The organism is Micromonospora palomenae (assembly GCF_007829925.1).
In the GTDB taxonomy this organism is placed as follows: domain Bacteria; phylum Actinomycetota; class Actinomycetes; order Mycobacteriales; family Micromonosporaceae; genus Micromonospora; species Micromonospora purpureochromogenes.
The window spans coordinates 1,037,586-1,058,828 of sequence record NZ_VIXA01000001.1 but is presented as its reverse complement, the minus strand read 5'-3'; the positions used below and the strand labels follow the sequence as shown (position 1 = coordinate 1,058,828).

The window sequence follows — 21,243 nt, the reverse complement described above, 5'->3', positions numbered from 1 at the left end:
CCGGATCGGCGCGGCGCCCGTCCCTGGGGAACGGGCGTCGCGCCTTTCGGTCACGACACGAAGCCGAGACCGATCAGAGCCTCCCCCGGACGGCCCGGGCAGCCCGCTGGCGGACAATGGGGTACGCCGGCCCGGGCGACCCCGGTCCGGAGACGAACCAACCCCTGGGAGACCGGTCAGCGTGTCCGAAACACCCCGAGGCGGCACCGAGCTGCGCGCCGACTGCGCCCGCTGCGTCGGGTTGTGCTGCGTCGCCCCGGCCTTCGCCGCCTCGGCGGACTTCGCGCTGGACAAGCCCGCCGGCCAGCCCTGCCCGAACCTGGGCGCCGACTCGCGCTGCGGCATCCACCCCCAGCTGCGCGAGCGGGGCTTCCCCGGCTGCACCGTGTTCGACTGCTTCGGCGCCGGCCAGCACGTCACCCAGGTCACCTTCGGCGGGCGGGACTGGCGGGACGACCCGGCGACGGCGTCGGCCATGTTCGCCACCTTCGCCGTGGTGCGCCCGCTGCACGAGTTGCTCTGGTATCTCACCGAGGCGCTGGCGCTGACTCCGGCGGGGGCACTGCGCGACGAGCTGCGGGCGGCGGTGGAGGAGACCCGAGACCTCACCGGCGGCGGCGCCGACGCGCTGCGCGACCTGGACGTCGACGCGTACCGGGGGCGGATGAACCCGCTGCTGGTCCGGGCCAGCGAGCTGGCCCGGGCCGGCCACGACGGCGTCGACCGGCGGGGCGCGACGCTGCTCGGCGTCGACCTGCGCGGGGCGGACCTGGTGGCGGCGAACCTGCGCGGCGCGTGCCTGATCGGCGCGGACCTGCGCGGGGTGCGGCTGCGGCTGGCCGACCTCACGGGCGCGGACCTGCGCGGCGCCGACCTGCGCGGCACGGACCTGTCCGGCGCGTTGTTCCTGCACCAGTCGCAGCTCGACGCGGCCCGCGGCGACCGGCGCACCGTGCTGCCGCCCGCGCTGCGCCACCCGCCGCACTGGTCGGGGCTGGGCATCACCCCGGTCGGCCGTCCCCGCCCGGGCGGGGCCCGCGCCGCGGCCCGCCCGACCGGCCGGCGCAAGCGCGATCCCCGCCGCTGACCGGCGTGTTTGCCGGCCGGCCAGACGGGCAGGTAGGTCGGTATGACGGATGAACAGCGTTTCGACCGGGCCGACTCCGACGAACCGGACGGCACCCCCGCGTACGAGGCGTCGCTGCGCCCGCCGGGCGACTCGCTGCGCAGCACCGACGACACCGGCGACGACTTCGCGGACCTGCCCGCCGAGGAGCACCTCTCGGCTCGGGACACCAGCCGCGCCGGCTACGACGTGGACGCGGTGTCCGGCACGACCGACCCCTCCCAGGAGGAGGCGGTCAATCCCCCCACCGAGCGGTGACGGCGCCCCGACCCGGGTCGGGCCCGGCCGGCGGCGTCCGGCCGGGCTCGACGACGTAGCGGGACGGCGCGAGACGCCCGCGCGGATCATCGAGCTCTTCCTGGCCGACCTGACCGCCGCGCACGGCTCGGTACGCGGCTACGCCCGCGACGCGCTCGGCGTCGACGACGCCCTGGTCAGCGCCCTGCGCGAGCGCCTGCCGGAGCGCTGAGCGGCGCCGCCGCCCGCGCCTCGGTCATCCCCTTGTTGGCCAGCGCGTCGGCCCGCTCGTTCTCCGGGTGGCCGTTGTGCCCCTTGACCCACAGCCAGGTCACCTCGTGCCGGGCGCAGGCCGCCTCCAGCCGCTGCCACAGGTCGGCGTTCTTGACCGGCTGCTTCGCCGCTGTCAGCCAGCCGTTGCGCTTCCACGACGCCAGCCACCCGGTGATGCCGTTGCGCACGTAGGTGCTGTCGGTGTGCAGCCGCACGGTGACCGGTCGGGTCAGGCTCTCCAGCGCCCGGATGGCCGCGGTCAGCTCCATCCGGTTGTTGGTGGTCGGCGTCGCCTCGCCGCCGCACAGCTCCCGCTCGTGGCCGCCGTAGCGCAGCAGCGCGCCCCAGCCGCCCGGGCCGGGGTTGCCGCTGCACGCCCCGTCGGTCCAGATCTCCACGACCCTGCCGTCCGCCGCCTCCACCATGGCGCCGAACCTACCGGTGCCGCCCGTGGCCGGTCGGCGCGGGCGTCCCGGCGCGCCGCACCCGGTGCTCGACCGGCTCACCAAGTAGGTCGCCTCCACCACCCTGACCGCGCCGCTGCCGTGGGCGAACTCGGTGCTGCTCGACGGGGACGCCGTCGAGCAGCACCGGCGGCCGGACGGCCCGGACATCGCCGTGCTCGGCAGCGGCGAGCTGGTGCGGTCGCCGGCCCGCCCGCTGCGCGGCCGGGTGGTCGTGGCGACCTACGAGCCGGCCTGACCCGCCCGGTCCGGGGCCACGCCGACGGGCGCGGGGGCCGGCCCGGGGCGCAGCCGGGCGCGCAGCCGGCCGACGGCGTCACCGACCACCGCCGAGGTCATCGGCAGCAGCGGACTGGACCGCATCACCGCCAGGTCCTCCGCCGGGGTGGTGGCGCCGTCGAGGAAACGCAGCACCCGCTGCGCCGGGTTGCGGTCGAAGAGCCGGTCGAAGAACTCCGGGCCGCCGACCGCCCCACGGTCCAGCGCCCGCAGCGCGACGGCGTCCATCCACAGGTGCCGACGGGGGTACGCCGGCCGGGGCACGGGGGCCCGGCCGGCGGCCAGCGCCCGGGCCACGTCGTCGGCCTGCCGGTGCATGGCGGAGAAGGTGAACCCGGTTGACGGCCGGGTGGCCCCGCCGGCGGTGCCCAGCCGCACCACCCTCGGCGACGGCCGGCCCTCGAACGGGGCGTCGGTCATCGGGATCACCCCGTCCTCCACCTCCCGCACCCTCAACGCGGTCAGGTCGAGGCCGAGCAGGTCGGCGTAGCCGCGCAGCGCGGTGTCGTAGCCGGCGTCGGTCAGCCGGCGCGGGGAGAACTCGGTGTACTCGACCAGGGCGTACCGGTCGCTGACCGGCAGCACGTAGCCGAAGGAGACACCCCGGGCCGGTTGCGGGGTGCGGAAGTCCATCAGCACCGCCCGGCCCGGGTCGAACACCGGCCCGGGCGACTCCAGCCACCAGCCCCGGAAGTGCTGCAACCAGCTCGTCCGCCCCGCCCGCCGGGGCGGCCGGGGGCGGGAGTCCAGCACCCACCGGGCTTGCAGCAACGCCGCGCCGTCGGCGTCCCGGACGGTCACCGGCCCGCCGTCGTCGTCGAGGGCGCCGACCGCCGCGTCGACGCGGGTGGCGCCGAGGCGCCGCTCCGCCTCGGCGGCCCGCTCGTAGACCGGGGCGGAGCGCAGCATCGCGTACCGCAGCGGGGCGAGGTCGAGCCGGCGCCGCCCGGCCGGCGTGGTCACCTCCACCTGCCGCCAGCTCGCGCTGAGCATCGGCTCCAGGTCGGTGCCGGGCGTACCCCAGAACGCCCAGGTGCGGTCCTGGCCGCGCTTGCGCACCGGGTCCACCACGGCGATCCGCAGCCCACGCAGGTCGTGCCGGTCCAGCGCGGCGAGGACCAGGGAACCGGCGCCGCCACCGCCGACGACGGCCAGGTCGACGTTGTCCACCCGACCACGCTGTCACACCCCCGGCCCCCGCCGGGCGGAGCCCCCACGGCGCGCCACCCGGCCGGTACGGTGCCACGGCATGAGCAGCACCCCCGCCAACGCCCTCACCGCCCGCTGGGCCGCCCTGATCGACGACCGGCAGACCGTCCTGTCCGGCGCCGGGGCGTACCCGCTGCTGGCCCTGCTCGCCCGGCACGCGGCTGGTCCGGCCCGCGACGAGCTGTCCGCCGTCGCCCCCGACGCCACCCCCTACGACCTGGCCGCCTCCCCCACCACCCGGCTGGCGCTGGGCTTCTGGGCCCGACGCGAGCTGCGACTGAACCCGGCCTGGCTGCGCGCGGTCCCCGCGTCGATGCGGGGTGAGCTGACCGGCGACCGGGCCGTGGACCAGCCCGTGCTGGACCGCTGGGCGTCCACCCACACCGACGGGCAGATCCAGCAGATGCCGATCACGGTCACCCCGGACACGGCGCTGGTGCTGGCCAGCGCCCTGTCGGTGCTGACCGGCTGGGCGGCGCCCTTCCAGGAGGGCTGGTGCGAGCCCCGGCAGGGCCCCTGGCAGGGGCGGCGGCTGATCGGCCTGCACCGGTACGGCGGCGACCCCCGGGCGCTGCGGGTGGCCGACACCCCGGCCGGACCGGTGAGTCTGCTGACCGTCGCCGGTGAGGCGGACGTCGACGTGGTGCTGGCCCTCGGCGCCCCCGGACGCCCGGCCGGCGCCGTGCTGCCAGCCGCGATCCGCGCCCTCGCCGACGGCCCGACGCTCCCCGACACCGCCGGGCCGGGCGTCACCGAGGAGACCGTCGAGGCGTTCGACGACCGGCCGCAACTGGCCGTGCACACCGTCGCGTTCCGCGTCGACGCCGACCACGACCTGCTCGACCGCGCCGAGCTGTACGGGCTCGCCGCCGCCACCCGCCGCGACGCGGACAACTTCCCCGGCATCGCCCCGCTGCTCTACGTCTCCCAGGCCCGGCAGACCGTCACGGCCGAGTTCAGCGCCAACGGCTTCCGCGCCGCCGCCGTCACCGCCATCGCCATGGAACCCGGCTCCGCGCCACCCCGGCACCGCGTACGGGCACGGCGGGTCAGCCTCGACGTCGACCGCCCGTTCGGTTTCCTGGCCGTGCACCGCCACACCGGTCTGGTCCTCGTCGCCGGCTGGGTGACCGAGCCGACTCCCCGCTGACCGGACGGCACACCGGTCCGGGCCGGCGCGTAGGTTCGTACCGGCACAACCTGGAACCACCAGGGCACGGACGGGAAACCGGGGGGACACCATGGCGAACACACCGGCACCACTGCGGGTCGGACTGCTCGGCTACGGGCTGGCGGGCCAGGTCTTCCACGCCCCGCTGATCGCCGCGACCCCCGGGCTGCGGCTGGACGCCGTCGTCACCGGCAACCCGCAGCGGCAGGAGCAGGCCCGCAAGGACCACCCGGACGCCCGCGTCCTCGACGACGCCGACCGGCTGTGGGAGTCGGCGGACAGCCTCGACCTGGTCGTGGTGGCGACGCCGAACCGCACGCACGTGCCGATGGCCCGGGCCGCCGTCACGGCCGGGCTGGCCGTCGTGGTGGACAAGCCGCTGGCCGCCACCGCGGCGGAGGGCCGCGCCCTCATCGACGAGGCCGACCGGCGTGGCGTGCCGCTGACGGTGTTCCAGAACCGCCGCTGGGACGGCGACTTCCTGACCGCTCGCCGGCTGATCGCCGAGGGTGAGCTGGGCCGGGTCCTCCGCTTCGAGTCGCGGTTCGAGCGGTGGCGGCCGGCGATCAAGGAGGGCTGGCGGGAGAGCGCGGCCCCCGGCGAGGCCGGCGGCGCCCTCTTCGACCTCGGCGCCCACCTCGTCGACCAGGCGGTGCAGCTGTTCGGGCCGGTGCGCAGCGTGTACGCCGAGGTGAACCGGCGGCGGCCCGAGGCCCAGGTCGACGACGACGCCTTCGTGGCACTGACCCACACCGGGGGCGTCCACTCCCACCTCTGGATGAGCGCCGTGACCGCGCAGCTCGGGCCACGAATGCGCGTCCTCGGCGACCGCGCCGGCTGGACCAGCTACGGCCTGGACGTGCAGGAGGACGCACTGCGCGCCGGGGGCCGCCCGGACGCGCCGGGCTGGGGCGAGGTCCCCGCCGAGCGGTACGGCCGGCTCGGTGTCGACGGCGACCTGCGCCCGGTGCCCACCGAAGCGGGCCGCTACCAGGACTTCTACGCCCAGGTGGCGGCGGCGCTGCGGGACGGCACCCCGATGCCGGTCGACCCGCGCGACGCCGTCGCCACGGTGGAGCTGATCGAGCTGGCGCACCGCTCCGCGGAGCGCGGCGAGGTGCTGCCCGTCCCGGCCCGCTGACCGCTCAACCGATCCGGACGACCGGCTGCCGGTCGTCCGGGTCGGCGTACGCGGCGGCGACGGTGGCCCGGTCGAACACCCGCCAGGTGGCCGCGGACACCGCCACCGCCACCACGAACCCCACCCAGTAGGGCGCGGTCAGCCCGAACGTCGTGGCGATCACCCCGCCGAGCAGGGCACCCGCGCAGTTGCCGCCGGCGGCGATGAACAACGTCGTGCCGCCGACCCGCCCCTGCAACGCCGCCGGGGTCAGCCGCTGGCGCAGCGAGTTCGCGACCATGTTCCACAGGGCGCCGTGCACCCCGAAGGCGAACAGCGCCCCGCCGATCAGCCAGGCGCTCGTCGACGCCGCCAGGGCCAGGTGCAGGCCCGCCTCGACCAGCAGCCCGACCCGGATGGTCCAGGTGGCGCCGATCGCCGCGACCAGCCGGTCGCCGACCACCGCGCCGAGCAGCCCACCCACCGCCATGCAGGTGAACAGCAGCCCGTAGCCGACCGAGTCCAGACCCAGCCGCTCGGTGGCGAGCAGCACCAGCACCGCCAGCGCCGCGGTGAGGGTCAGGTTGAGCAGCCCGATCAGCACCGCCATGGTGCGCAGCAGCCGCTGCCCCAGCAGCCAGCGGAACCCCTCCCCGATCTCCGCCCGCACCGACCGCGCCGGCCGGCGCCCCGCGTCCTCCCCACCCCGGTACGTCCCGGCGACCAGCGCGACGAGCACCGCGCTGAGCGCGTACGTGCCGGCGTTGACCAGGAACGGGATGCTCTCGGCGACGAGGAAGAGGAACCCGCCGAGCGGACCGGCCAGCATCCCGTTCATCAGCGTGGTGCCGCCGCCCAGCCAGCCGTTGGCCCGCTCCAACCGGGCCCGGGGCACCACCGCCGGCAGCATCGCCTGGCTGGCCGAACGGAACACGATCTCGCCCGTGTTGATCACGAAGAGGACGACGTACAGCAGCACCACCCCGGCCCGGCCGGTCACCATCGCGCCGGTCAGCACCGCCAGGGCGGCCACCCGTACCCAGTCGATGACCACCATCAGCCGCCGCCGGTCGACCCGGTCCGCCAACACCCCGCCCGGCAGCGCGAACAGCAGCCAGGGCAGCCACGCCACCCCGGACGCCGCCGACACCACCAGCGGGTCGTCGGTGCGCGCCGCCACGTACAGCGGCGCCGCCACCGTGGCCATGCCACTGCCCAGCGCCGACATGGTGCTCGCCGCCCACAGCTTCGCGAACCGCCCGTCCCACCGCACCCCCGTCACGGCGAGGCAACCTACCAGCCCCGCGGGCGACGAATCCCCGTTGAGCGGCGGCGGTGGGATGTGCGACGGTTCGCCGGTGACCGACTACCGCACCCTCAACCGGGCCAACTGGGACGAGCGCGCCCCCGCCCACGCCGCGTCGCCCGACTACGCGGTGGAGCGCTTCGCCGCCGACCCGGCGTACCTGAGCGAGGTGGTCCGCTTCGACCTGCCCCGCCTCGGCGACGTGACCGGCCTGCGTGGCGTGCACCTGCAGTGCCACATCGGCACCGACACCGTCTCACTGCACCGGCTCGGCGCGCGGATGACCGGGCTGGACTTCTCCGGCGTCTCGCTGGCCCAGGCCCGCGCCCTGGCCGAGCGGGCCGACGCCGCCGTCGACTTCGTCGAGGCCGACGTCTACGACGCCCCCGCGGTGCTCGGTGTGGGCGGCTTCGACCTGGTGTACACCGGCGTCGGCGCGCTGTGCTGGCTGCCCGACATCCGCCGCTGGGCGGGCGTGGTCGCCGCGCTGCTGCGCCCCGGCGGCCGGCTCTTCCTGCGCGAGGGCCACCCGATGCTGTGGGCGCTGGACGAGACCCACCCGGACGGCCTGCTCGTGGTGGAGCACCCGTACTTCGAGCGGCCGGAACCGCTGGTCTGGGAGGAGCCGGGCACCTACGTCAGCACCGACGCCACGTTCCGGCACAACACCACCCACGAGTGGAACCACGGCCTCGGCGAGGTGGTCACCGCCCTGCTCGACGCCGGCCTCGACCTCACCATGCTCCAGGAGCACGACAGCGCGCCCTGGGACGCGCTGCCCGGCCGGCAGACCAAGGACGCCGACGGCGAGTGGCGGTTGGCCGACCGGCCGTGGCGGCTGGCGCAGACGTACACGCTCCAGGCGCGCAAGCGGTGACTCGCCCCGCACCGGGGCGGGTCCGCGACCGGCTCTGAGGACCCGGGGCGGGCATGGGACGATCCACCATGCCCGTCACCAACCCCTGGCTCGCCGGCCCCGCCCCCACCGCCCGCCTGGACCCCGAGCGCCTCGGCGAGCGGATCCTCAACCTGCTGTCGTCGCAGAACATGTGCGTGCTCGCCACCGCCGGTCCGGACGGCCCGCTGGCCACTCCGGTCCGCTACTTCCACCTCGATTTCGCGGTCATGTTCACCGCCGCGGCCACCTCGCCGAAGATGCGCAACATCGCGGCCGACCCACGGGTGTCGGTCGGGGTGTTCGCCCCGCTCGTCGGGCAGGCCAGCAGCCGCGGCGCGCAACTGTTCGGCCGGGCCCGGGTGCTGCACGAGGGCGACGCGGACTTCGCGCACTGGTGGCCAGCGGTGCGCTGGCAGTCCGACCACGCGGAGCGTGGACGGTCGTTGGACGAGCCACCGAGCGGGCCGCTGGTCGTCATCGAGGCCGACCGGATCGTCTACACCGAACACTGGCTGCGCCGCGACGGGTACGCCCCACGCCAGTTCTGGCGACGCGCACCTCGGTAGTTCCCGCAACGCCGGCCGGGCAGCTCGACCGGCCACGCCACGCTGGTCCCCCGCAGCATTTCTGTGGTCGGACCGGTCCGTCTGCCCGTCGCGTGATGCCTCACCACCCGTAGAGCATCCTAGGAGGCTAGCTGAATGGCATCGGTCGACGCGCAGACTGCTCGACGGCATCGCTGTCCGCAAGGGACGGACCCTGGGCAGCCGCTGCGACCGGACATCCACCCTCGCCGCCCCGAAGACCGCACTGGAGCGTCAACGGATGCGAAGCCCAACTTTGTCCACATCGCTACATCCACACCACGCCGCCTTCCTCGGGGCCGAGTTGCTGGTCGGCATCAGGTCGCTGTTGACACGGGCGAGCGGGTGGCTGCCAGACCCGGCTGCGGCACACGTCTGCCGCCATCCGGCCTCACCGAATCGTCGACCACAGTGGAGCGGCATGGGCCTGGACGTCAGCAACAGGGCCCGACCGTCCGGTAATACACCCTTGGCTCCGCCGTGCACCCGAAGGACCGCTTTCCGCGCCGCGACCGCCGCCCGCCGAGAAACCGGGCGACCCGGACAGCCCTTCCCACAAAGGGACGGGCCGCGCGGAAGGACGCTTCCCGCCGCAACGGGACGACCGGCACGAGCGGGTATGACCGGAAGGGCGTTGTGGGCGGTCCTGTGCGGGCATTTCCGCAGCTCCCCGGCGCGAGGGAAAACTCGTGACGGCAACGAAGATTTCTCATTTACGTCGGGCGCGACGCCCAACCCTCCTAGTGTTGGCCACACCGGTGCTAGTTACGGAGTTGGCCACCCGAACGACGTCCCACGCAGACAGCGGACGAAAAGTGAGGGAAGACGCGTATGAAGGCACAGTCAGTTCTCGTATCGACGGCGCTCGGCGTGGGACTCGGCACGCTTCTGCTCCCGACCGCCGCGCTCGCGCAGACCATCGTGTCACCGGCCACCACACCGGTCGGCGGGACGGTCGTACTCACCGCGACCACCTGCAACCCGAAGGCGGGCGACGCGATCTTCCGTGTCACCGGCCCGAACCGGGACCAGAACGTCCGCTCCACCACCGCCGCCGCCGGCGGCGGGCTGAGCGCGGAACTCTTCACCGCCGGCTTCACGCTCGGCACCTACACGGTGACCACCACGTGCGGTGACGGCAGTTCCGGCGGCAGCGCCACCTTCACCGTCACCCCGATCGGCGCGGCGCCGGCCGGTGGTGGTGGCGACGACGGCACCACCGGCCTGCTGGCCGCGGGCGGCGCGCTCGCCGGAGCCGCCGCGATCGGGGCGACCATCATGGTCCGCCGCCGACGCCGAGCGGCCGCGCCCGTCGCCTGACCCGTACCTCACACCATCCCTAGGACGGGGTGCCCGCACCGGCGCGACCGGGACGGGCACCCCGACCGCATCGCCGTGTCGCGGGAGGTGAGGCGATGGCCTTCGGCAGGTGGTTCACGCGTACCCGGGCGTCGGTGGCGGCGGTGACGGTGGCCGGCGCCGCCGGACTCAGCCTGATCACGGTGGGACTCACCGCGTCGCCGGCGGGGCCGCCACAGCCCGGCGTGGGCGCGCGCGGCGCCGACCGCAGCGGCTCCCCCGGGCCGGTGCTGCCCCGCTCGGAACCGGTCCGCATCGACATCCCGGCCATCGGCGTCCACGCCGACCTGGTGTCCGTCGCCGGCGACCCGAACGGCACCCTGGAGGTGCCGCCGCTGGACCGCCCCGCCGTCGCCGGCTGGTACCGGCCCGGGGTCAGCCCCGGTGAGGCCGGCAACGCCGTGATCGTCGGCCACGTCGACACCCGCGACGGCCCGGCGGTCTTCTTCAACCTGGGGCGGCTGCGGCCCGGTGACACCGTACGGGTCACCCGCGCCGACGGCCGGGCGGTGACGTTCGCGGTGGACGGCGTCGGGGCGTACCCGAAGCGGAGCTTTCCGACCGCGCTGGTCTACGGACCGGGCGGACCGGGCGCAGGGCTGCGGCTGGTGACCTGCGGCGGACGCTTCGACGAGCGCTCCCGCGACTACTCCGACAACATCGTCGTGCGGGCCACCGCCGTGGCCTGACCCACCACCACCGGCGGGAGCACCGCCGTACTACGGTGGGCCCCCAGATCGAGGGCGGCGGAGGTGGACGGTGGCGGCACGGCTCATTCCGCGACTGGGGTCGTTGGTCGACCGGGTGCTCGGCCGCGAGGCCGAGGCGTCCGCGCCGGCCCCGCGGCGGTCCAATCCGGACGCCGTGGTCGACTGCGCGGTGTACGTCAACGGTCGCCGGGAGCCCGGCCGCCCGCACTACGCCGAGGCGTACGCCCGCTCCCGGCGCGGCCGCAACGCCTTCGTCTGGCTGGGGCTGCACGACCCGGGCGCGGCGGTGATGGCGGCGGTCGGGCGCACCTTCGGCCTCGACGAACTCGTCGTGGAGCAGGCGCTCGCCGACGGGCACCGGCCCACCGTGCAGCGGCACGACGAGGTGACCCTGCTGGTGCTGCGCACCGCCAGCTACGTCGAGCACGCCGAGCTGACCGCGACCTCCGAGGTGATCGACACCGGGGACGTGATGGTCTTCCTGGGCGACCGGTTCGTCATCACCGTTCGGCACGGCGCCTCCGGCGCCCTGACCCCGGTCCGGCACGACATCGAGAGCCGCCCGACGATGCTGGCCGAGGGGCCGTGGGCGGTGGCGTACGCGGTGGCCGCCCGGATGGTCGACCTGTACCTGGAGGTCGCCGCCCACCTGGAGAAGGACCTGGAACGCGTCGAGGAGAGCGTGTTCGCCCGCGACCGGGGCGCCGACATCCAGCACATCTACCAGCTCAAGCGGGAGGTGGTGGAGTTCAAGCGGGCGGTGCTGCCGTTGCAGGAGCCGGTGCGCGCGCTGGTCTCCGACCGGGCCGGCGGGCCGCCGCCGGGGCTGCGCCGCTGGTTCGTCGACGTCGAGGGCCGGCTGAGCCGCGCGGTGGAGCGGGTCGCCGCGTACGACGAGCTGCTCAACTCGGTGCTCCAGTCCCGGCTCGCGCAGCTCGCCGTCGACCAGAACAACGACATGCGCAAGATCGCCGCGTGGGCCGCGATCGCCGCCACCCAGACCGCCGTGGCCGGCGTGTACGGCATGAACTTCACCCACATGCCCGAGCTGACCTGGCGGTACGGCTACGCCGGTGCCCTGCTGCTGATGGCGACCGCCGCGGTGGTCCTGCACCGGCTCTTCCGCCGCTCCGGCTGGCTCTGAGCCCTGCGCCCGCCCCGGCGGACGGGACGAGCGGGATCCGGGCCGGCTGAGGGCCGGCTCACGGCTCGGTGAGCGCGGCCAACTCCCGGTCCAGCAGCTCGGCGAGCCGGGCGACGCGGCCCGGGTCGCTGTCGACGGTGATGGCCCGGCTGGGCATCTCGACGGTCATCAGCAGGTACAGGTGCAGCCGGTAGAGCCCGAGCCGGCGGCGCACGCCCGGGTCGTCGAGGGGCACCGGCCCGCCCGCCGCCTGGTAGCCGCGCAGGAACGCGTCGTCCGGCTCGTCCTCGGCCCGGCGGAAGATCAGCGGTGAGACCAGGTCCAGCAAGGAGCCGCAGGTAGCGCGCCTCGGCGGCGGCGATCAGCCCCCGCTCTTGACGATCTCTTCGCCATAATGGACGGAGATTCCCTCCACGTTGCGCGCGGAACACGCGACGTCCGGGCGGATTCCTGCTTCCTCGCGCGGTGCCGGCACGAGTGCCGGTCTTACCTGCGCTCCACAGGCGCTTGAGTTGTCCCAGCGTCCCTGGGCCAACACGTTGATCGCCGCGTTGACGTCCCGGTCGTGGACGGCCCCGCATGGGCAGGTCCACGATCGGACGTTCAGCGGCTTGGGACCGTCGAGCCGGCCGCACGCCGAGCACGTCTGCGACGTGGGCGCGAACCGGTCGATCTTCGCGAAGGTGCGCCCGTACCGGGCGGCTTTGTACTCCAACATGCCCGTGAACGCTGCCCAACCGGCGTCGTGCACGGACTTCGCCAGCCTGGTCCGGCCGAGACCGACGACGCACAGGTCCTCGACGTACACCGCTTGGTTGTCGCGGATGATCCGTGTCGAGAGCTTGTGCTGCCAGTCGCGCCGGGTGTCAGCCAACCGGGCGTGCGCCTTCGCCACCTTGACGACGGCCTTCTTGCGGTTCTGACTGCCACGCTGTTTGCGGGACAGGTCTCGCTGCAACCGCTTGAGCTTGCGTGCGGCCCGGCGCAGGAACTTCGGGGCGGCCACCTTCGTACCGTCCGACAGCACCGCGAAGTGGGTCAGGCCCAAGTCGATGCCGATCTCGGAGTCCGCGACCGGAAGCGGCTCGTCGTTGCTCTGCACGACGAACGAGGCGAAGTACCGCCCGGCCGCGTCCCGGATCACTGTCACGGACGACGGGTCCGACGGGAGGTTGCGTGACCAGCGCACCTCGACGTCGCCGATCTTCGGCAGCCGCAGCCGGCCGTTGTCCAGCACCTTGAACCGGGCGTTGGCGGTGAACCGGATCGCCTGCCGGTTGTCCTTGCGCGAGCGGAACCGCGGCGGTGCCACCTTGCGACCCTTGCGCTTGCCCGACAGCGAGGCGAAGAAGTTGCGGTACGCCACATTCAGATCCGCGAGGGCCTGCTGCAGCACGACCGAGGAAACCTCACCCAGCCAGGCTCGCTCGGGCGTGGCCTTGGCCGCGGTGACCCGCTTGGACAACTCGGCGTCCGACAGATACGGCAGGCCCTCGGCCCGCGCGTCCTGCCGTGCGCGCAGGCCGTCGTTGAAAACCACCCGAGCGCACCCGAACGCCCGAGCCAGCGCTTGCCGCTGACTCGACGTCGGATAGACGCGGTAGTTGTAACGGAGCCGCACCCGCGCACCGTACCGTTGGTATGGCTGAACTCGAAGGTATCCGCACTGGTAGCCACTGCGTGTTCGCTCTGCACGCTCACTTGGTCTTCGTGACGAAGTACCGGCACAAGGTGTTCAGCGACGCGCACCTCGCCCGAATGCAGGAAATCATGCGGGCGGTGTGCGGCGACTTCGCAACTGGGCTGGTCGAGTTCAACGGCGAGAACAACCAGGCACGCGCCCCGTACCGGCCGCGCCCGGCGGACAGCGGCGGCACCGCCGCCCATAGGCTGTCCACCGTGATGTGGCAGCGGTACGTCGCGATCGGCGACAGCACGACCGAAGGGCTCGACGACCCGGACGACGCCGGCGGCTACCGGGGCTGGGCGGACCGGTTCGCCGAGGCGGTGGCCCGGGAGCAGGGCGGCCTGGAGTACGCCAACCTGGCCATCCGGGGGCGGACCACGGCCCGCATCCTCGCCGAGCAGCTGCCGGTGGCCCTCGACCTGGCGCCGGACCTGTGCACGGTGGTGGCCGGCATGAACGACGTGCTGCGTCCCTCGTTCGACGCGCGGCGGATCGCCGCGGACGTGGCGACGATGCAGCGGGCGCTGGTCGGCCAGGGCGCCACCGTGCTGACCTTCACGCTGCCCGATCCGGTGCCGGTGATGCCGCTGGCCCGCCCGCTGCGCGGCCGGGTGGTCATGCTCAACGCGGCGCTGCGGCGGGTCACCGCCGAGACCGGGGCAACCCTGCTGGACTTCGCCGCGCACCCGGTCGCCTCCGACCCCCGGCTGTGGAGCGAGGACCGGCTGCACGCCAACAGCGCCGGCCACGAGCGGATCGCCGCGGCGCTCGCGCACACCGCCGGCCTGTCCGGGTACGACGACTCGTGGACCCGACCCCTGGCGGTCGCACCCCGGCGACGCGGGCACGAGGTGCTCCGCACCGAGCTGGCCTGGACCCGGCGGCACCTGCTGCCGTGGCTGGCCCGGCACCTGCGCGGCCGCTCCTCGGGCGACAACCGGGTGGCGAAGCGCCCGGTGCCGCTGCCGGTCGAGCTGACCTGAGCGGACGGTCGGGGCGGCCGGGGTCGGCCCGCGCCGGCATGATGGGCCGGTGGACCGTAGCGAACGGGCGGCGCTGGCCGCCGAGACCGACCGGCTCGTCGCCGAGGGCCGGTACGGGCCGGTGCCGGCCGCCACCCTGCACCTGCCCGACGAGCCGCTGCCCGAGCCCGGCCCGGCGGGACCGTCCACGGTGGAGGTGACTGACGAGACGAGCCTCGCCGCCACCCGCCGGCTCGCCGGCACCGCCGACGGTCTGGTTGCCTGCCTCAACTTCGCCTCCGCGAAGAAACCCGGCGGCGGGTACGCCACCGGCGCGCACGCCCAGGAGGAGAGCCTGGCCCGATCCTCCGCCCTGGCCGCCAGCCTGCGGACGGCGCCGGAGTTCTACGCGTACCACCGGGCCCGGCCAGACCCGGTCTACTCCGACCGGGTCATCCACTCCCCCGACGTTCCGGTGTTCCGGGACGACTCGGGGCGGCTGATCGCGCCGTACCGGGTGGCCTTCCTGACCGCGGCGGCGCCGAACGCCGGCGCGCTGCGCGAGCCGGTCGACCTGCCCGGGGTGCTGCGACGCCGCGCCGGGCGGGTGCTCGGGGTGACGCTGGCGCACGGACACCGGCGGCTGGTGCTCGGCGCCTGGGGCTGCGGGGTGTTCCGCAACGACCCGCGCCAGGTCGCCGCCGCTTTCGCCGACCTGCTCGGGCCCGGCCGCCCGTACGCGGGCCGGTTCGACCTGGTGGTGTTCGCGGTGCCGGACCCGACGAACCGGGGCCCCTTCGCCGCGGCGTTCGGCTGACCGGTCAGCGGTCGATCGGCGGCCGGGTCCGGGCCCGCTTCAGCTCGAAGAACCCGTCGGTGCCGGCGACCAGCACCACCCCGTCCCAGAGCCGGCCGGCGTCCTCGCCACGCGGGATCGGCGCGACCACCGGCCCGAAGAACGCGGTACGCCGGCCGGCGTCGTCGGTGACATGGATGGTCGGGGTGCCGAGATCCTCGCCGACCGGCTCCAGGCCGGCGTGGTGGCTGGCCAGCAGCGCCTCGTCGTACGCGGTCGAGTCGGCCGCGTCGGCCAGCTCGACGGGCAGCCCCACCTCGGCCAGCGCCGCCCGGTAGAGGTCGAGCCCGATCGGCGCCCGGTCGTGGTGGATCCGGTTGCCCAGCGCGGTGTAGACGTCCCGCAGCACCTCCGGGCCGGCCTTCAGCTCCGCCGCCACCGCCACCCGCACCGGGCCCATGCCGGGCTTCAACCACTCCCGGTACCACTCCTCCAACCCCTCGCGGCCCTCGTTGAGCACGCTGAGGCTCATCACGTGGAAGCGCACCTCGACCGCGCGGACCCGTTCCACCTCCAGCAGCCAGCGGGAGGCGTTCCAGGCCCAGGGGCAGCGCGGGTCGAACCACATGTCGGCCGTCGTCATCGTCGTTCCGGTCCTTCCAGGATCTGGTCGTCCTTCGATCCTGGCCGGTGGACCGGCCCAGTGTGAGGGCCGATTTCCGGGTGATCGGCTGGGCCAATTGCGGCCAGCACGCCTATGGCCGCCGACCGGCCGCGGCAGCATGCCGCCTGAGCCCGGGGTGTCGGTTGCCGACGGCAGGCGCCCGGGCTGAGGTGGTCACCCGGCCGGCCGGTTCGATCCCGGATGTCCGGATTGAGTTCGGTGGTCGCCACCCGAATGTCCGGTCTGGCCTGCGGTGTCGGGTGGCCGGGGCCGGCCGGGGGTGGAATGGCCGGCGGGGCCGGGTCGTTGTACATGGCAGACCGCGGTGGCCCCCCGGCCCGGACGGTGAACCGGAGTGTCAGGCCCGGCGGAATGCCGGCCCGCACCGGTTGGTTACATCCCCCGGCACCACCCGAGCAGGCCCCCGGGCCTGTGGAATGCGGAGCCACCCGGGTTGGTTACATCCCCCGGCACCATGGGCCTCGGGCCTGTGGAATGCGCAGCCCGCCGGGCTGGTTACATCCTCCCGGACACCCGAGCAGAGCCCCTTTGTGCGGCCGCCGGGCAGATCCTCTTCTTTGACTTCCTTTCACGCGCAGCCGTCCCCCGGCGGTGTGTGCGTGTCCCCCGATCGAAAGGTGCACCCTCATGCGTACCGATCTGATCCGTAAGACCGTTCTGACCGCTGCCGGTGTTGCCGCGACCGCCGGTGGGATCGCCGGCCCGGCCCTCGCCGCGCACGCCGCCCCCACCCAGGGCGCCACCGCCTCGATGCAGACCGACCGGGGCAACGACCGTAAGCCGCACGGCGAGCGGGAGCTCAACGTGCGCTACGAGGCCCAGCCGAACTTCTACTACTGCGGCCCCTCGGCCACCCGCAACGCCCTGTCCGTGCAGGGCAAGGACATCGACGTCGACGCCGTGGCCAAGGAAATGGGCACCACCGAGGCCGGCACCAACAGCATCAACGACATCACCCCGGTACTGAACAAGGAGACCGGCAAGAAGGTCTACCGCTCGGTCGAGATCCGCGACAGCAAGGCCGACCGCAAGCAGACCGACAAGCTGCGCGCCGACGTCATCCGCACCATCGACGACGGCCGGGCCGTGGTCGCCAACATCGCCGGCACCGCCACCGACACCGACGGCACCACCCACTCCTTCGAAGGCGGGCACTACATCAGCGTCATCGGCTACCGCGACGGCGGCAAGACCGTCACCATCGCCGACTCGGCCAACCCCGACCAGGCCTCCTACCGGATGAGCATCGACAACCTCGCCGACTGGATCGCCACCCGCGGCTACTCCACCGCCTCCTGACCCACCGCACCACCGACAAGGGCCGGCCCCACCCGGGGCCGGCCCTTTCGTCGTCTCCGAGACGGCGCACCGGCAGCCGTCGACCGCGTGCCCCGGCTGCCGCTCTGCGCACCCGACCGGTGCGGCAGGATGGGTGCCGTGGCGAAACGTGGGGCCCGCCGGAGCGCGGCCGACGACCAGGACCGGCCGTGCCCGTGTGGCTCCGGCCTGCCGTACGCCGACTGCTGCGGCCCGGTGCACAGCGGCGAGGGCACGGCCGGGACGGCCGAGGCGCTGATGCGCTCCCGGTTCAGCGCCTTCGCCGTCGGTGACGCCGGGTACCTGCTGCGCAGCTGGCACTCCTCCACCCGGCCGGCCCGGCTGCGGCTGGACCCGGGCGAGCAGTGGACCCGCCTGGAGATCGTCGACACCGACCGGGGTGGCCTGTTCGACAGCACCGGCACCGTCGAGTTCCGCGCCCACTACCGCGAGGCCGGCCGGCCCGGGACGCTGCACGAGCGCAGCCGCTTCGTCCGGGAGGACGGTCAGTGGGTCTACCTCGACGCCCTGCCCGACTGAGCCGGCGCGACCTGCTCGCCCGCCGTGGCGCGGCTTGTTAACATGGCGTCGGCGCCGTCCCGCGCCTCACCTCCTTACCGGTGCTCACGCCACCGGCGTCGCGGAGGCAAAGGAGACCTCGAGTCTTCGGGGCGCCGTGCCACATGCCCGGGCAACGGCGGGTCGACGGGAGCGTGAGTCCCCACGACCGCGCCGTCGACAGGGAGCATGTGATGACGCGCCAGAAATCCTTCAAGTCCCGGGTCCGCACCCGGATGGACAAGACCGGCGAGAGCTACACCGCGGCCCGCCGGCACCTGCTGGCCGACGCCGTTGCGGCTGAACCGCCGACCGCGGCGCCCGCCGAAGCCACTCCCCCGGCCCCCGGATCGGGGGCGGCACAGGCCGACCGGATCTCCGACGCGTTGCTCCGGGAGCGCACCGGCCGCGGCTGGGACGAGTGGTTCGTTCTGCTGGACGAGTGGGGGGCGGTGCAGCGGACGCACACCGAGACGGCTCGCTGGCTGGTGACCGCCCACGAGGTGCCGGGCTGGTGGGCGCAGACCGTCACCGTCGGGTACGAGCAGGCGCGTGGCCTGCGCGCCCCCGGGCAGCGGCGCGGCGGCGGCTGGGAGGCGGGCGGCAGCCGGACGGTCGCCGTACCGGTGGACCGGCTGTTCGAGGCGTTCAGCGACGAGGGGCTGCGCCGGCGGTGGCTGCCCGACGTGGCGATCCGGGTACGCACGGCGACCCGGCCGAAGACCTTCCGCGCCGACTGGGAGGGCGGCCCGACCCGGATCGTGGTCGGTTTCGCGCCCAAGGGCGACACGAAGGCCACGGTGACCGTGGTGCACGAGAAACTCACCGACGCCGAGCAGGCGGCCGCGCTCAAGGCGTACTGGCGGGAACGGCTGGCCGCGCTCAAGCAGTTGCTGGAGTCCGGCGAGGCGGGGCGCTGAGCACCACGACCTCCGTCCACCTGCCGGGCTGACCGCAGGCCCGGTGACGGTCGTCCCCGTCACCGGGCCGGCCCGGTCAGCCGAAGGCCACCCGTTCCAGCCAGCGGTCGAGCAGCTTCGCGTCCCCGATCACCTCGACGCCCGCCGTGTCGACGGAGAGCCGGCCGTAGACCAGCAACAGCAGGTTGGTCAGCGGCCCGCGTACGGCCACGGCGGCCTTCTCGTGCGCCCGCCGCCAGGCGATCAGGTCGCCGGTGAGGTCCACCACCCACTCGGCGCCCAGCTCGGCCGGCGTATCGGTGGCGTGCAGGTGCAGCGTCCGGCCCGGGCCGAGCAGCTCCCGGCGGTGCGGGTGGAAGTCGAACATCTGCGGCAGCGCGCCCAGCTCCATCCACTCGTCGAGGGCGTCGACGGCGACCTCCTGCGGGACCGCCACGTCGACGCCGAGGGCGAGCGCGGCGTCGGCCCGGTGCACGAGCGTCTCGTGGGCGAACCGGCGCGCGAAGAACGCCGGGCTGCCCGGCCCGAGCGGGGTCCACACCCGCGCCGCCGGGCCGGCGTCGCGCAGCACCCCGGCCAGCTCGGCGGCTCCCTCGACCAGCCACGGCCCGACCACCGCCGGGTCCTCGTCGGCGTACGGCGACAGGTCACGGAAGTGGGTGTCCGACGGTGGCGTGGACGGCCGGGTACGGACGATCTCCGCGGCCCACCGCTGCCCGCCGCCGAGGTGCCGCACCAGCTGGCCCACGTTCCAGCCCGGGCAGGACGGGACGGCGACGGTCAGGTCGGCGCCGTCCAGATGCGACCGGAGCAGGTCGCTCTGCTGCACGATCTCCGCGCACCAACGGTCGTAGCTCACACCGGTCATCCGGCCACGCTAACCGCCGGCACCGACACGAGCCGCCCGCCGGGCCGTGCAGCGCGCCCGCTTTCCCGAGGCGCCCGACGGGTCGCGGACACCGCCCTTCCGCCCGGCCGAAGGCGCCCGCCGGCGCCGGCCACCCCGCCCTTCCGGCTTTGCCGCAGAGGCCCGCCAGGCAGTGGACGCCGCCGGCCTGGCCGCCTGGCCGAACCACCCGCCGGACGGTGGGCGCCGCCCGCTCCCCACGGCCGGAGGCGACCGCCAGGCCACCGGCGCGGCTGAAGGTGCAGGCGCGGTTCACGTCGGCGCGCCGCTGCGGCCGGCCACCGGCTCCCGCCGCAAACCGCCACGGCGGCCGTCGCGTGAGGCCACCAGCACGACCGCCACCAGCAGGTACGGCACGGCCGCCACCACGAAGGCGGCCCGGTTGCCGCCCACGGCGGCGACCAGGGCGTACCCGCCGTAGACGGCGATGATGGTTAGGTCGGTGGCCATGCCGGCGACCGAGGTGACGGTGGCCCGGCCCGGCCCGGTGATCCGCGCCTGGAGCCGGGCGTCGGCCAGCACCGTGGCCAGTTGGAAGGCGCAGAACGCGACACCGACCAGCACGAACCCCACCGGGTGGCGCAGTCCCGCCCCGGTGGCGAGCACGACGGCGGCCACGGCCAGCAGCGCGGCGTAGCCCCGGGTGCCCAGCCGCTCGGCCGGCGCCGCGAGCAGGCCACCCACGGTCACCCCGGCCCAGACGAGCAGGAGCAGCAGCGGCACGGTCGACTCGGCGACGCCGGTGTCCCGGGCCAGCAGCGGCGTGTACTCGTCGAGGGCGCCCCACACGGCGGCCACCGCCGGGACCAGCAGCAGCGCCCCGCGTACCCGTGGGTCGGCCCGGGCCTCGGCGAGACCGGCGCGCAGGGTCGCCGCCCAGCCCAGGTCGTCGCCCTCCTCCGCCGGCTCCGACGCGGCCGACCGGGCCGGACGGTGTTCGGGGAAGCGGGTGGCGACGGCGGCGGCGAGCAGGGTGGCCAGCACGCTGGCCGCGCCGACGGCCGGGTAGCCGCCGACGGCGAGCACCGGGCCGGCCAGGCCGATCGAGGCGAGCACGCCGAGCACCGCCGCGGTGCGCGCCCGGCCCATGGTGCGGGCGTAGCGGCCGGCGGCGCCGAGCCGGTCGAGTTCGGTGAAGACCAGCGCCTCCAGGGCGCCGGAGCCGAGCGCGCCGCCGGCTCCCCAGAGGACGAAGCCGAGGGCGAACGCCGGGTAGGACGGGGCCAGCACCCACAGGGCGTAGCCGGCGCCGGCGAGCAGCGGCGCGAGGCAGAGCAGCAGCCGGCGGGAGACCGCGTCGGCCCAGGCGCCGGAGGGCACCTCGAGCAGGATGCTGGTCGCCGACCAGACGACGAAGAGCGAGGAGATCTCGCCGATCGACAGGCCGGTGTCGCTGAACAGCAGCGCGTACACCGGGTAGAGCAGGACCATGTCCTGGAGGAACGCGTACCCGTAGAGGGTGGCCGCCAGGCGGCGGACGCCGGGCGGTGCTGCGGTGGTGACGATCATGAGGGCCTTTCCACGGGACCGG

At 74.7% G+C, this 21,243-nt stretch carries 24 protein-coding genes; 16 read left to right on the top strand and 8 right to left on the bottom strand.

What is annotated here, in order from left to right; genetic code table 11:
• Positions 1 to 181 precede the first annotated feature (181 nt).
• The 3 genes from FHX75_RS04725 to FHX75_RS04715 are packed head-to-tail and all read left to right on the top strand — an operon-like array spanning position 182 to position 1,595.
• On the top strand, positions 182 to 1,087 hold the full coding sequence (locus FHX75_RS04725; protein WP_154936829.1) for a pentapeptide repeat-containing protein: 906 nt from the start codon (positions 182 to 184) through the stop codon (positions 1,085 to 1,087).
• 42 nt (positions 1,088 to 1,129) lie between these two features.
• Positions 1,130 to 1,384 (top strand): hypothetical protein, encoded by a 255-nt coding sequence (locus FHX75_RS04720; RefSeq protein ID WP_154936828.1) that lies wholly within the window; start codon positions 1,130 to 1,132, stop codon positions 1,382 to 1,384.
• Entirely contained in the window at positions 1,365 to 1,595 is a 231-nt protein-coding gene (locus FHX75_RS04715) for a tyrosine-protein phosphatase (protein WP_154938800.1), read from the top strand. The genes FHX75_RS04720 and FHX75_RS04715 overlap by 20 nt, the downstream gene beginning before the upstream one ends.
• On the opposite strand, the gene rnhA is transcribed toward FHX75_RS04715, so the two are convergent.
• Positions 1,561 to 2,061 (bottom strand): ribonuclease HI, encoded by a 501-nt coding sequence (rnhA, locus tag FHX75_RS04710; RefSeq protein ID WP_154936827.1) that lies wholly within the window; start codon positions 2,059 to 2,061, stop codon positions 1,561 to 1,563. The genes FHX75_RS04715 and rnhA overlap by 35 nt on opposite strands.
• Positions 2,062 to 2,194: 133 nt before the next feature.
• Between rnhA and FHX75_RS30555 the strand changes: the two genes are divergently transcribed.
• Positions 2,195 to 2,338 (top strand): hypothetical protein, encoded by a 144-nt coding sequence (locus FHX75_RS30555; RefSeq protein ID WP_170285282.1) that lies wholly within the window; start codon positions 2,195 to 2,197, stop codon positions 2,336 to 2,338.
• Here the strand turns inward: FHX75_RS30555 and FHX75_RS04705 are convergent.
• Positions 2,323 to 3,549, bottom strand: a complete 1,227-nt coding sequence (locus tag FHX75_RS04705; protein ID WP_154936826.1) for a lycopene cyclase family protein — start codon at positions 3,547 to 3,549, stop codon at positions 2,323 to 2,325. The genes FHX75_RS30555 and FHX75_RS04705 overlap by 16 nt on opposite strands.
• A gap of 79 nt (positions 3,550 to 3,628) precedes the next feature.
• Here FHX75_RS04705 and FHX75_RS04700 point away from each other — a divergent pair, with 79 nt between their 5' ends.
• Positions 3,629 to 4,738 carry a serpin family protein gene (locus FHX75_RS04700; RefSeq protein ID WP_154936825.1) on the top strand — a complete coding sequence of 370 codons (1,110 nt, stop codon included), beginning with the start codon at positions 3,629 to 3,631 and terminating at the stop codon, positions 4,736 to 4,738.
• Between the two features lie 91 nt (positions 4,739 to 4,829).
• Positions 4,830 to 5,900: a Gfo/Idh/MocA family protein gene (locus FHX75_RS04695; RefSeq protein ID WP_154936824.1), complete on the top strand. Its 1,071-nt coding sequence runs from the start codon at positions 4,830 to 4,832 to the stop codon at positions 5,898 to 5,900.
• Between the two features lie 4 nt (positions 5,901 to 5,904).
• On the opposite strand, the gene FHX75_RS04690 is transcribed toward FHX75_RS04695, so the two are convergent.
• Positions 5,905 to 7,161: an MFS transporter gene (locus FHX75_RS04690; protein ID WP_154936823.1), complete on the bottom strand. Its 1,257-nt coding sequence runs from the start codon at positions 7,159 to 7,161 to the stop codon at positions 5,905 to 5,907.
• 76 nt (positions 7,162 to 7,237) lie between these two features.
• On the opposite strand from FHX75_RS04690, the gene FHX75_RS04685 reads away from it, so the two are divergent.
• From FHX75_RS04685 to FHX75_RS04665, 5 genes are all read left to right on the top strand, one after another.
• Positions 7,238 to 8,062 carry a class I SAM-dependent methyltransferase gene (locus FHX75_RS04685; RefSeq protein ID WP_154936822.1) on the top strand — a complete coding sequence of 275 codons (825 nt, stop codon included), beginning with the start codon at positions 7,238 to 7,240 and terminating at the stop codon, positions 8,060 to 8,062.
• A 68-nt stretch (positions 8,063 to 8,130) separates the two neighbouring features.
• A complete protein-coding gene (locus tag FHX75_RS04680) occupies positions 8,131 to 8,649 on the top strand; it encodes a pyridoxamine 5'-phosphate oxidase family protein (RefSeq protein WP_154936821.1) in 519 nt (172 codons plus the stop codon).
• Positions 8,650 to 9,498: 849 nt separating this feature from the next.
• Positions 9,499 to 9,987 carry a hypothetical protein gene (locus FHX75_RS04675; RefSeq protein WP_154936820.1) on the top strand — a complete coding sequence of 163 codons (489 nt, stop codon included), beginning with the start codon at positions 9,499 to 9,501 and terminating at the stop codon, positions 9,985 to 9,987.
• A gap of 95 nt (positions 9,988 to 10,082) precedes the next feature.
• Complete coding sequence (locus tag FHX75_RS04670) at positions 10,083 to 10,715, top strand: class F sortase (protein ID WP_154936819.1); 633 nt, start codon at positions 10,083 to 10,085, stop codon at positions 10,713 to 10,715.
• A 70-nt stretch (positions 10,716 to 10,785) separates the two neighbouring features.
• A complete protein-coding gene (locus tag FHX75_RS04665) occupies positions 10,786 to 11,880 on the top strand; it encodes a magnesium and cobalt transport protein CorA (RefSeq protein WP_154936818.1) in 1,095 nt (364 codons plus the stop codon).
• A 58-nt stretch (positions 11,881 to 11,938) separates the two neighbouring features.
• Here FHX75_RS04665 and FHX75_RS04660 read toward each other — a convergent pair whose 3' ends face one another.
• Both FHX75_RS04660 and FHX75_RS04655 read right to left on the bottom strand, forming a co-directional pair.
• A complete protein-coding gene (locus FHX75_RS04660; RefSeq protein ID WP_246157647.1) occupies positions 11,939 to 12,208 on the bottom strand; it encodes a hypothetical protein in 270 nt (89 codons plus the stop codon).
• Between the two features lie 33 nt (positions 12,209 to 12,241).
• Positions 12,242 to 13,501: an RNA-guided endonuclease InsQ/TnpB family protein gene (locus FHX75_RS04655; RefSeq protein ID WP_211364328.1), complete on the bottom strand. Its 1,260-nt coding sequence runs from the start codon at positions 13,499 to 13,501 to the stop codon at positions 12,242 to 12,244.
• 20 nt (positions 13,502 to 13,521) lie between these two features.
• On the opposite strand from FHX75_RS04655, the gene FHX75_RS04650 reads away from it, so the two are divergent.
• Together FHX75_RS04650 and FHX75_RS04645 are read left to right on the top strand one after the other, a co-directional pair.
• Positions 13,522 to 14,550 (top strand): GDSL-type esterase/lipase family protein, encoded by a 1,029-nt coding sequence (locus FHX75_RS04650; RefSeq protein ID WP_154936817.1) that lies wholly within the window; start codon positions 13,522 to 13,524, stop codon positions 14,548 to 14,550.
• 49 nt (positions 14,551 to 14,599) lie between these two features.
• The gene (locus tag FHX75_RS04645) at positions 14,600 to 15,346 is read left to right on the top strand and encodes a TIGR02452 family protein (RefSeq protein WP_211364326.1); all 747 of its coding nucleotides are present in this window, start codon (positions 14,600 to 14,602) and stop codon (positions 15,344 to 15,346) included.
• Positions 15,347 to 15,350: 4 nt separating this feature from the next.
• On the opposite strand, the gene FHX75_RS04640 is transcribed toward FHX75_RS04645, so the two are convergent.
• On the bottom strand, positions 15,351 to 15,968 hold the full coding sequence (locus FHX75_RS04640; protein WP_154936816.1) for a mycothiol-dependent nitroreductase Rv2466c family protein: 618 nt from the start codon (positions 15,966 to 15,968) through the stop codon (positions 15,351 to 15,353).
• A gap of 669 nt (positions 15,969 to 16,637) precedes the next feature.
• Between FHX75_RS04640 and FHX75_RS04635 the strand changes: the two genes are divergently transcribed.
• The 3 genes from FHX75_RS04635 (at position 16,638) to FHX75_RS04625 (ending at position 18,805) form a co-directional block, all read left to right on the top strand.
• The gene (locus tag FHX75_RS04635; RefSeq protein ID WP_154936815.1) at positions 16,638 to 17,309 is read left to right on the top strand and encodes a C39 family peptidase; all 672 of its coding nucleotides are present in this window, start codon (positions 16,638 to 16,640) and stop codon (positions 17,307 to 17,309) included.
• Positions 17,310 to 17,447: 138 nt separating this feature from the next.
• Positions 17,448 to 17,867 (top strand): YchJ family protein, encoded by a 420-nt coding sequence (locus tag FHX75_RS04630; RefSeq protein ID WP_246157645.1) that lies wholly within the window; start codon positions 17,448 to 17,450, stop codon positions 17,865 to 17,867.
• Positions 17,868 to 18,079: 212 nt separating this feature from the next.
• Positions 18,080 to 18,805 carry an SRPBCC family protein gene (locus tag FHX75_RS04625; RefSeq protein ID WP_170285281.1) on the top strand — a complete coding sequence of 242 codons (726 nt, stop codon included), beginning with the start codon at positions 18,080 to 18,082 and terminating at the stop codon, positions 18,803 to 18,805.
• A 76-nt stretch (positions 18,806 to 18,881) separates the two neighbouring features.
• Here the strand turns inward: FHX75_RS04625 and FHX75_RS04620 are convergent, their stop codons facing one another.
• Both FHX75_RS04620 and FHX75_RS04615 read right to left on the bottom strand, forming a co-directional pair.
• On the bottom strand, positions 18,882 to 19,673 hold the full coding sequence (locus tag FHX75_RS04620) for a maleylpyruvate isomerase family mycothiol-dependent enzyme (RefSeq protein WP_154936813.1): 792 nt from the start codon (positions 19,671 to 19,673) through the stop codon (positions 18,882 to 18,884).
• Positions 19,674 to 19,964: 291 nt separating this feature from the next.
• Positions 19,965 to 21,221, bottom strand: coding sequence for an MFS transporter (locus FHX75_RS04615; RefSeq protein ID WP_154936812.1), 1,257 nt, complete (start codon positions 21,219 to 21,221; stop codon positions 19,965 to 19,967).
• Positions 21,222 to 21,243: the final 22 nt, after the last annotated feature.

Bases quoted from the DNA above. Each gene is read 5' to 3' on its own strand.
- FHX75_RS04720 (WP_154936828.1), top strand. From the start codon at position 1,130: ATGACGGATGAACAGCGTTTCGACCGGGCCGACTCCGACGAACCGGAC.
- rnhA (WP_154936827.1), bottom strand. From the start codon at position 2,061: ATGGTGGAGGCGGCGGACGGCAGGGTCGTGGAGATCTGGACCGACGGG.
- FHX75_RS04700 (WP_154936825.1), top strand. From the start codon at position 3,629: ATGAGCAGCACCCCCGCCAACGCCCTCACCGCCCGCTGGGCCGCCCTG.
- FHX75_RS04695 (WP_154936824.1), top strand. From the start codon at position 4,830: ATGGCGAACACACCGGCACCACTGCGGGTCGGACTGCTCGGCTACGGG.
- FHX75_RS04680 (WP_154936821.1), top strand. From the start codon at position 8,131: ATGCCCGTCACCAACCCCTGGCTCGCCGGCCCCGCCCCCACCGCCCGC.
- FHX75_RS04675 (WP_154936820.1), top strand. From the start codon at position 9,499: ATGAAGGCACAGTCAGTTCTCGTATCGACGGCGCTCGGCGTGGGACTC.
- FHX75_RS04670 (WP_154936819.1), top strand. From the start codon at position 10,083: ATGGCCTTCGGCAGGTGGTTCACGCGTACCCGGGCGTCGGTGGCGGCG.
- FHX75_RS04650 (WP_154936817.1), top strand. From the start codon at position 13,522: ATGGCTGAACTCGAAGGTATCCGCACTGGTAGCCACTGCGTGTTCGCT.
- FHX75_RS04640 (WP_154936816.1), bottom strand. From the start codon at position 15,968: ATGACGACGGCCGACATGTGGTTCGACCCGCGCTGCCCCTGGGCCTGG.
- FHX75_RS04635 (WP_154936815.1), top strand. From the start codon at position 16,638: ATGCGTACCGATCTGATCCGTAAGACCGTTCTGACCGCTGCCGGTGTT.
- FHX75_RS04625 (WP_170285281.1), top strand. From the start codon at position 18,080: ATGACGCGCCAGAAATCCTTCAAGTCCCGGGTCCGCACCCGGATGGAC.
- FHX75_RS04620 (WP_154936813.1), bottom strand. From the start codon at position 19,673: ATGACCGGTGTGAGCTACGACCGTTGGTGCGCGGAGATCGTGCAGCAG.
- FHX75_RS04615 (WP_154936812.1), bottom strand. From the start codon at position 21,221: ATGATCGTCACCACCGCAGCACCGCCCGGCGTCCGCCGCCTGGCGGCC.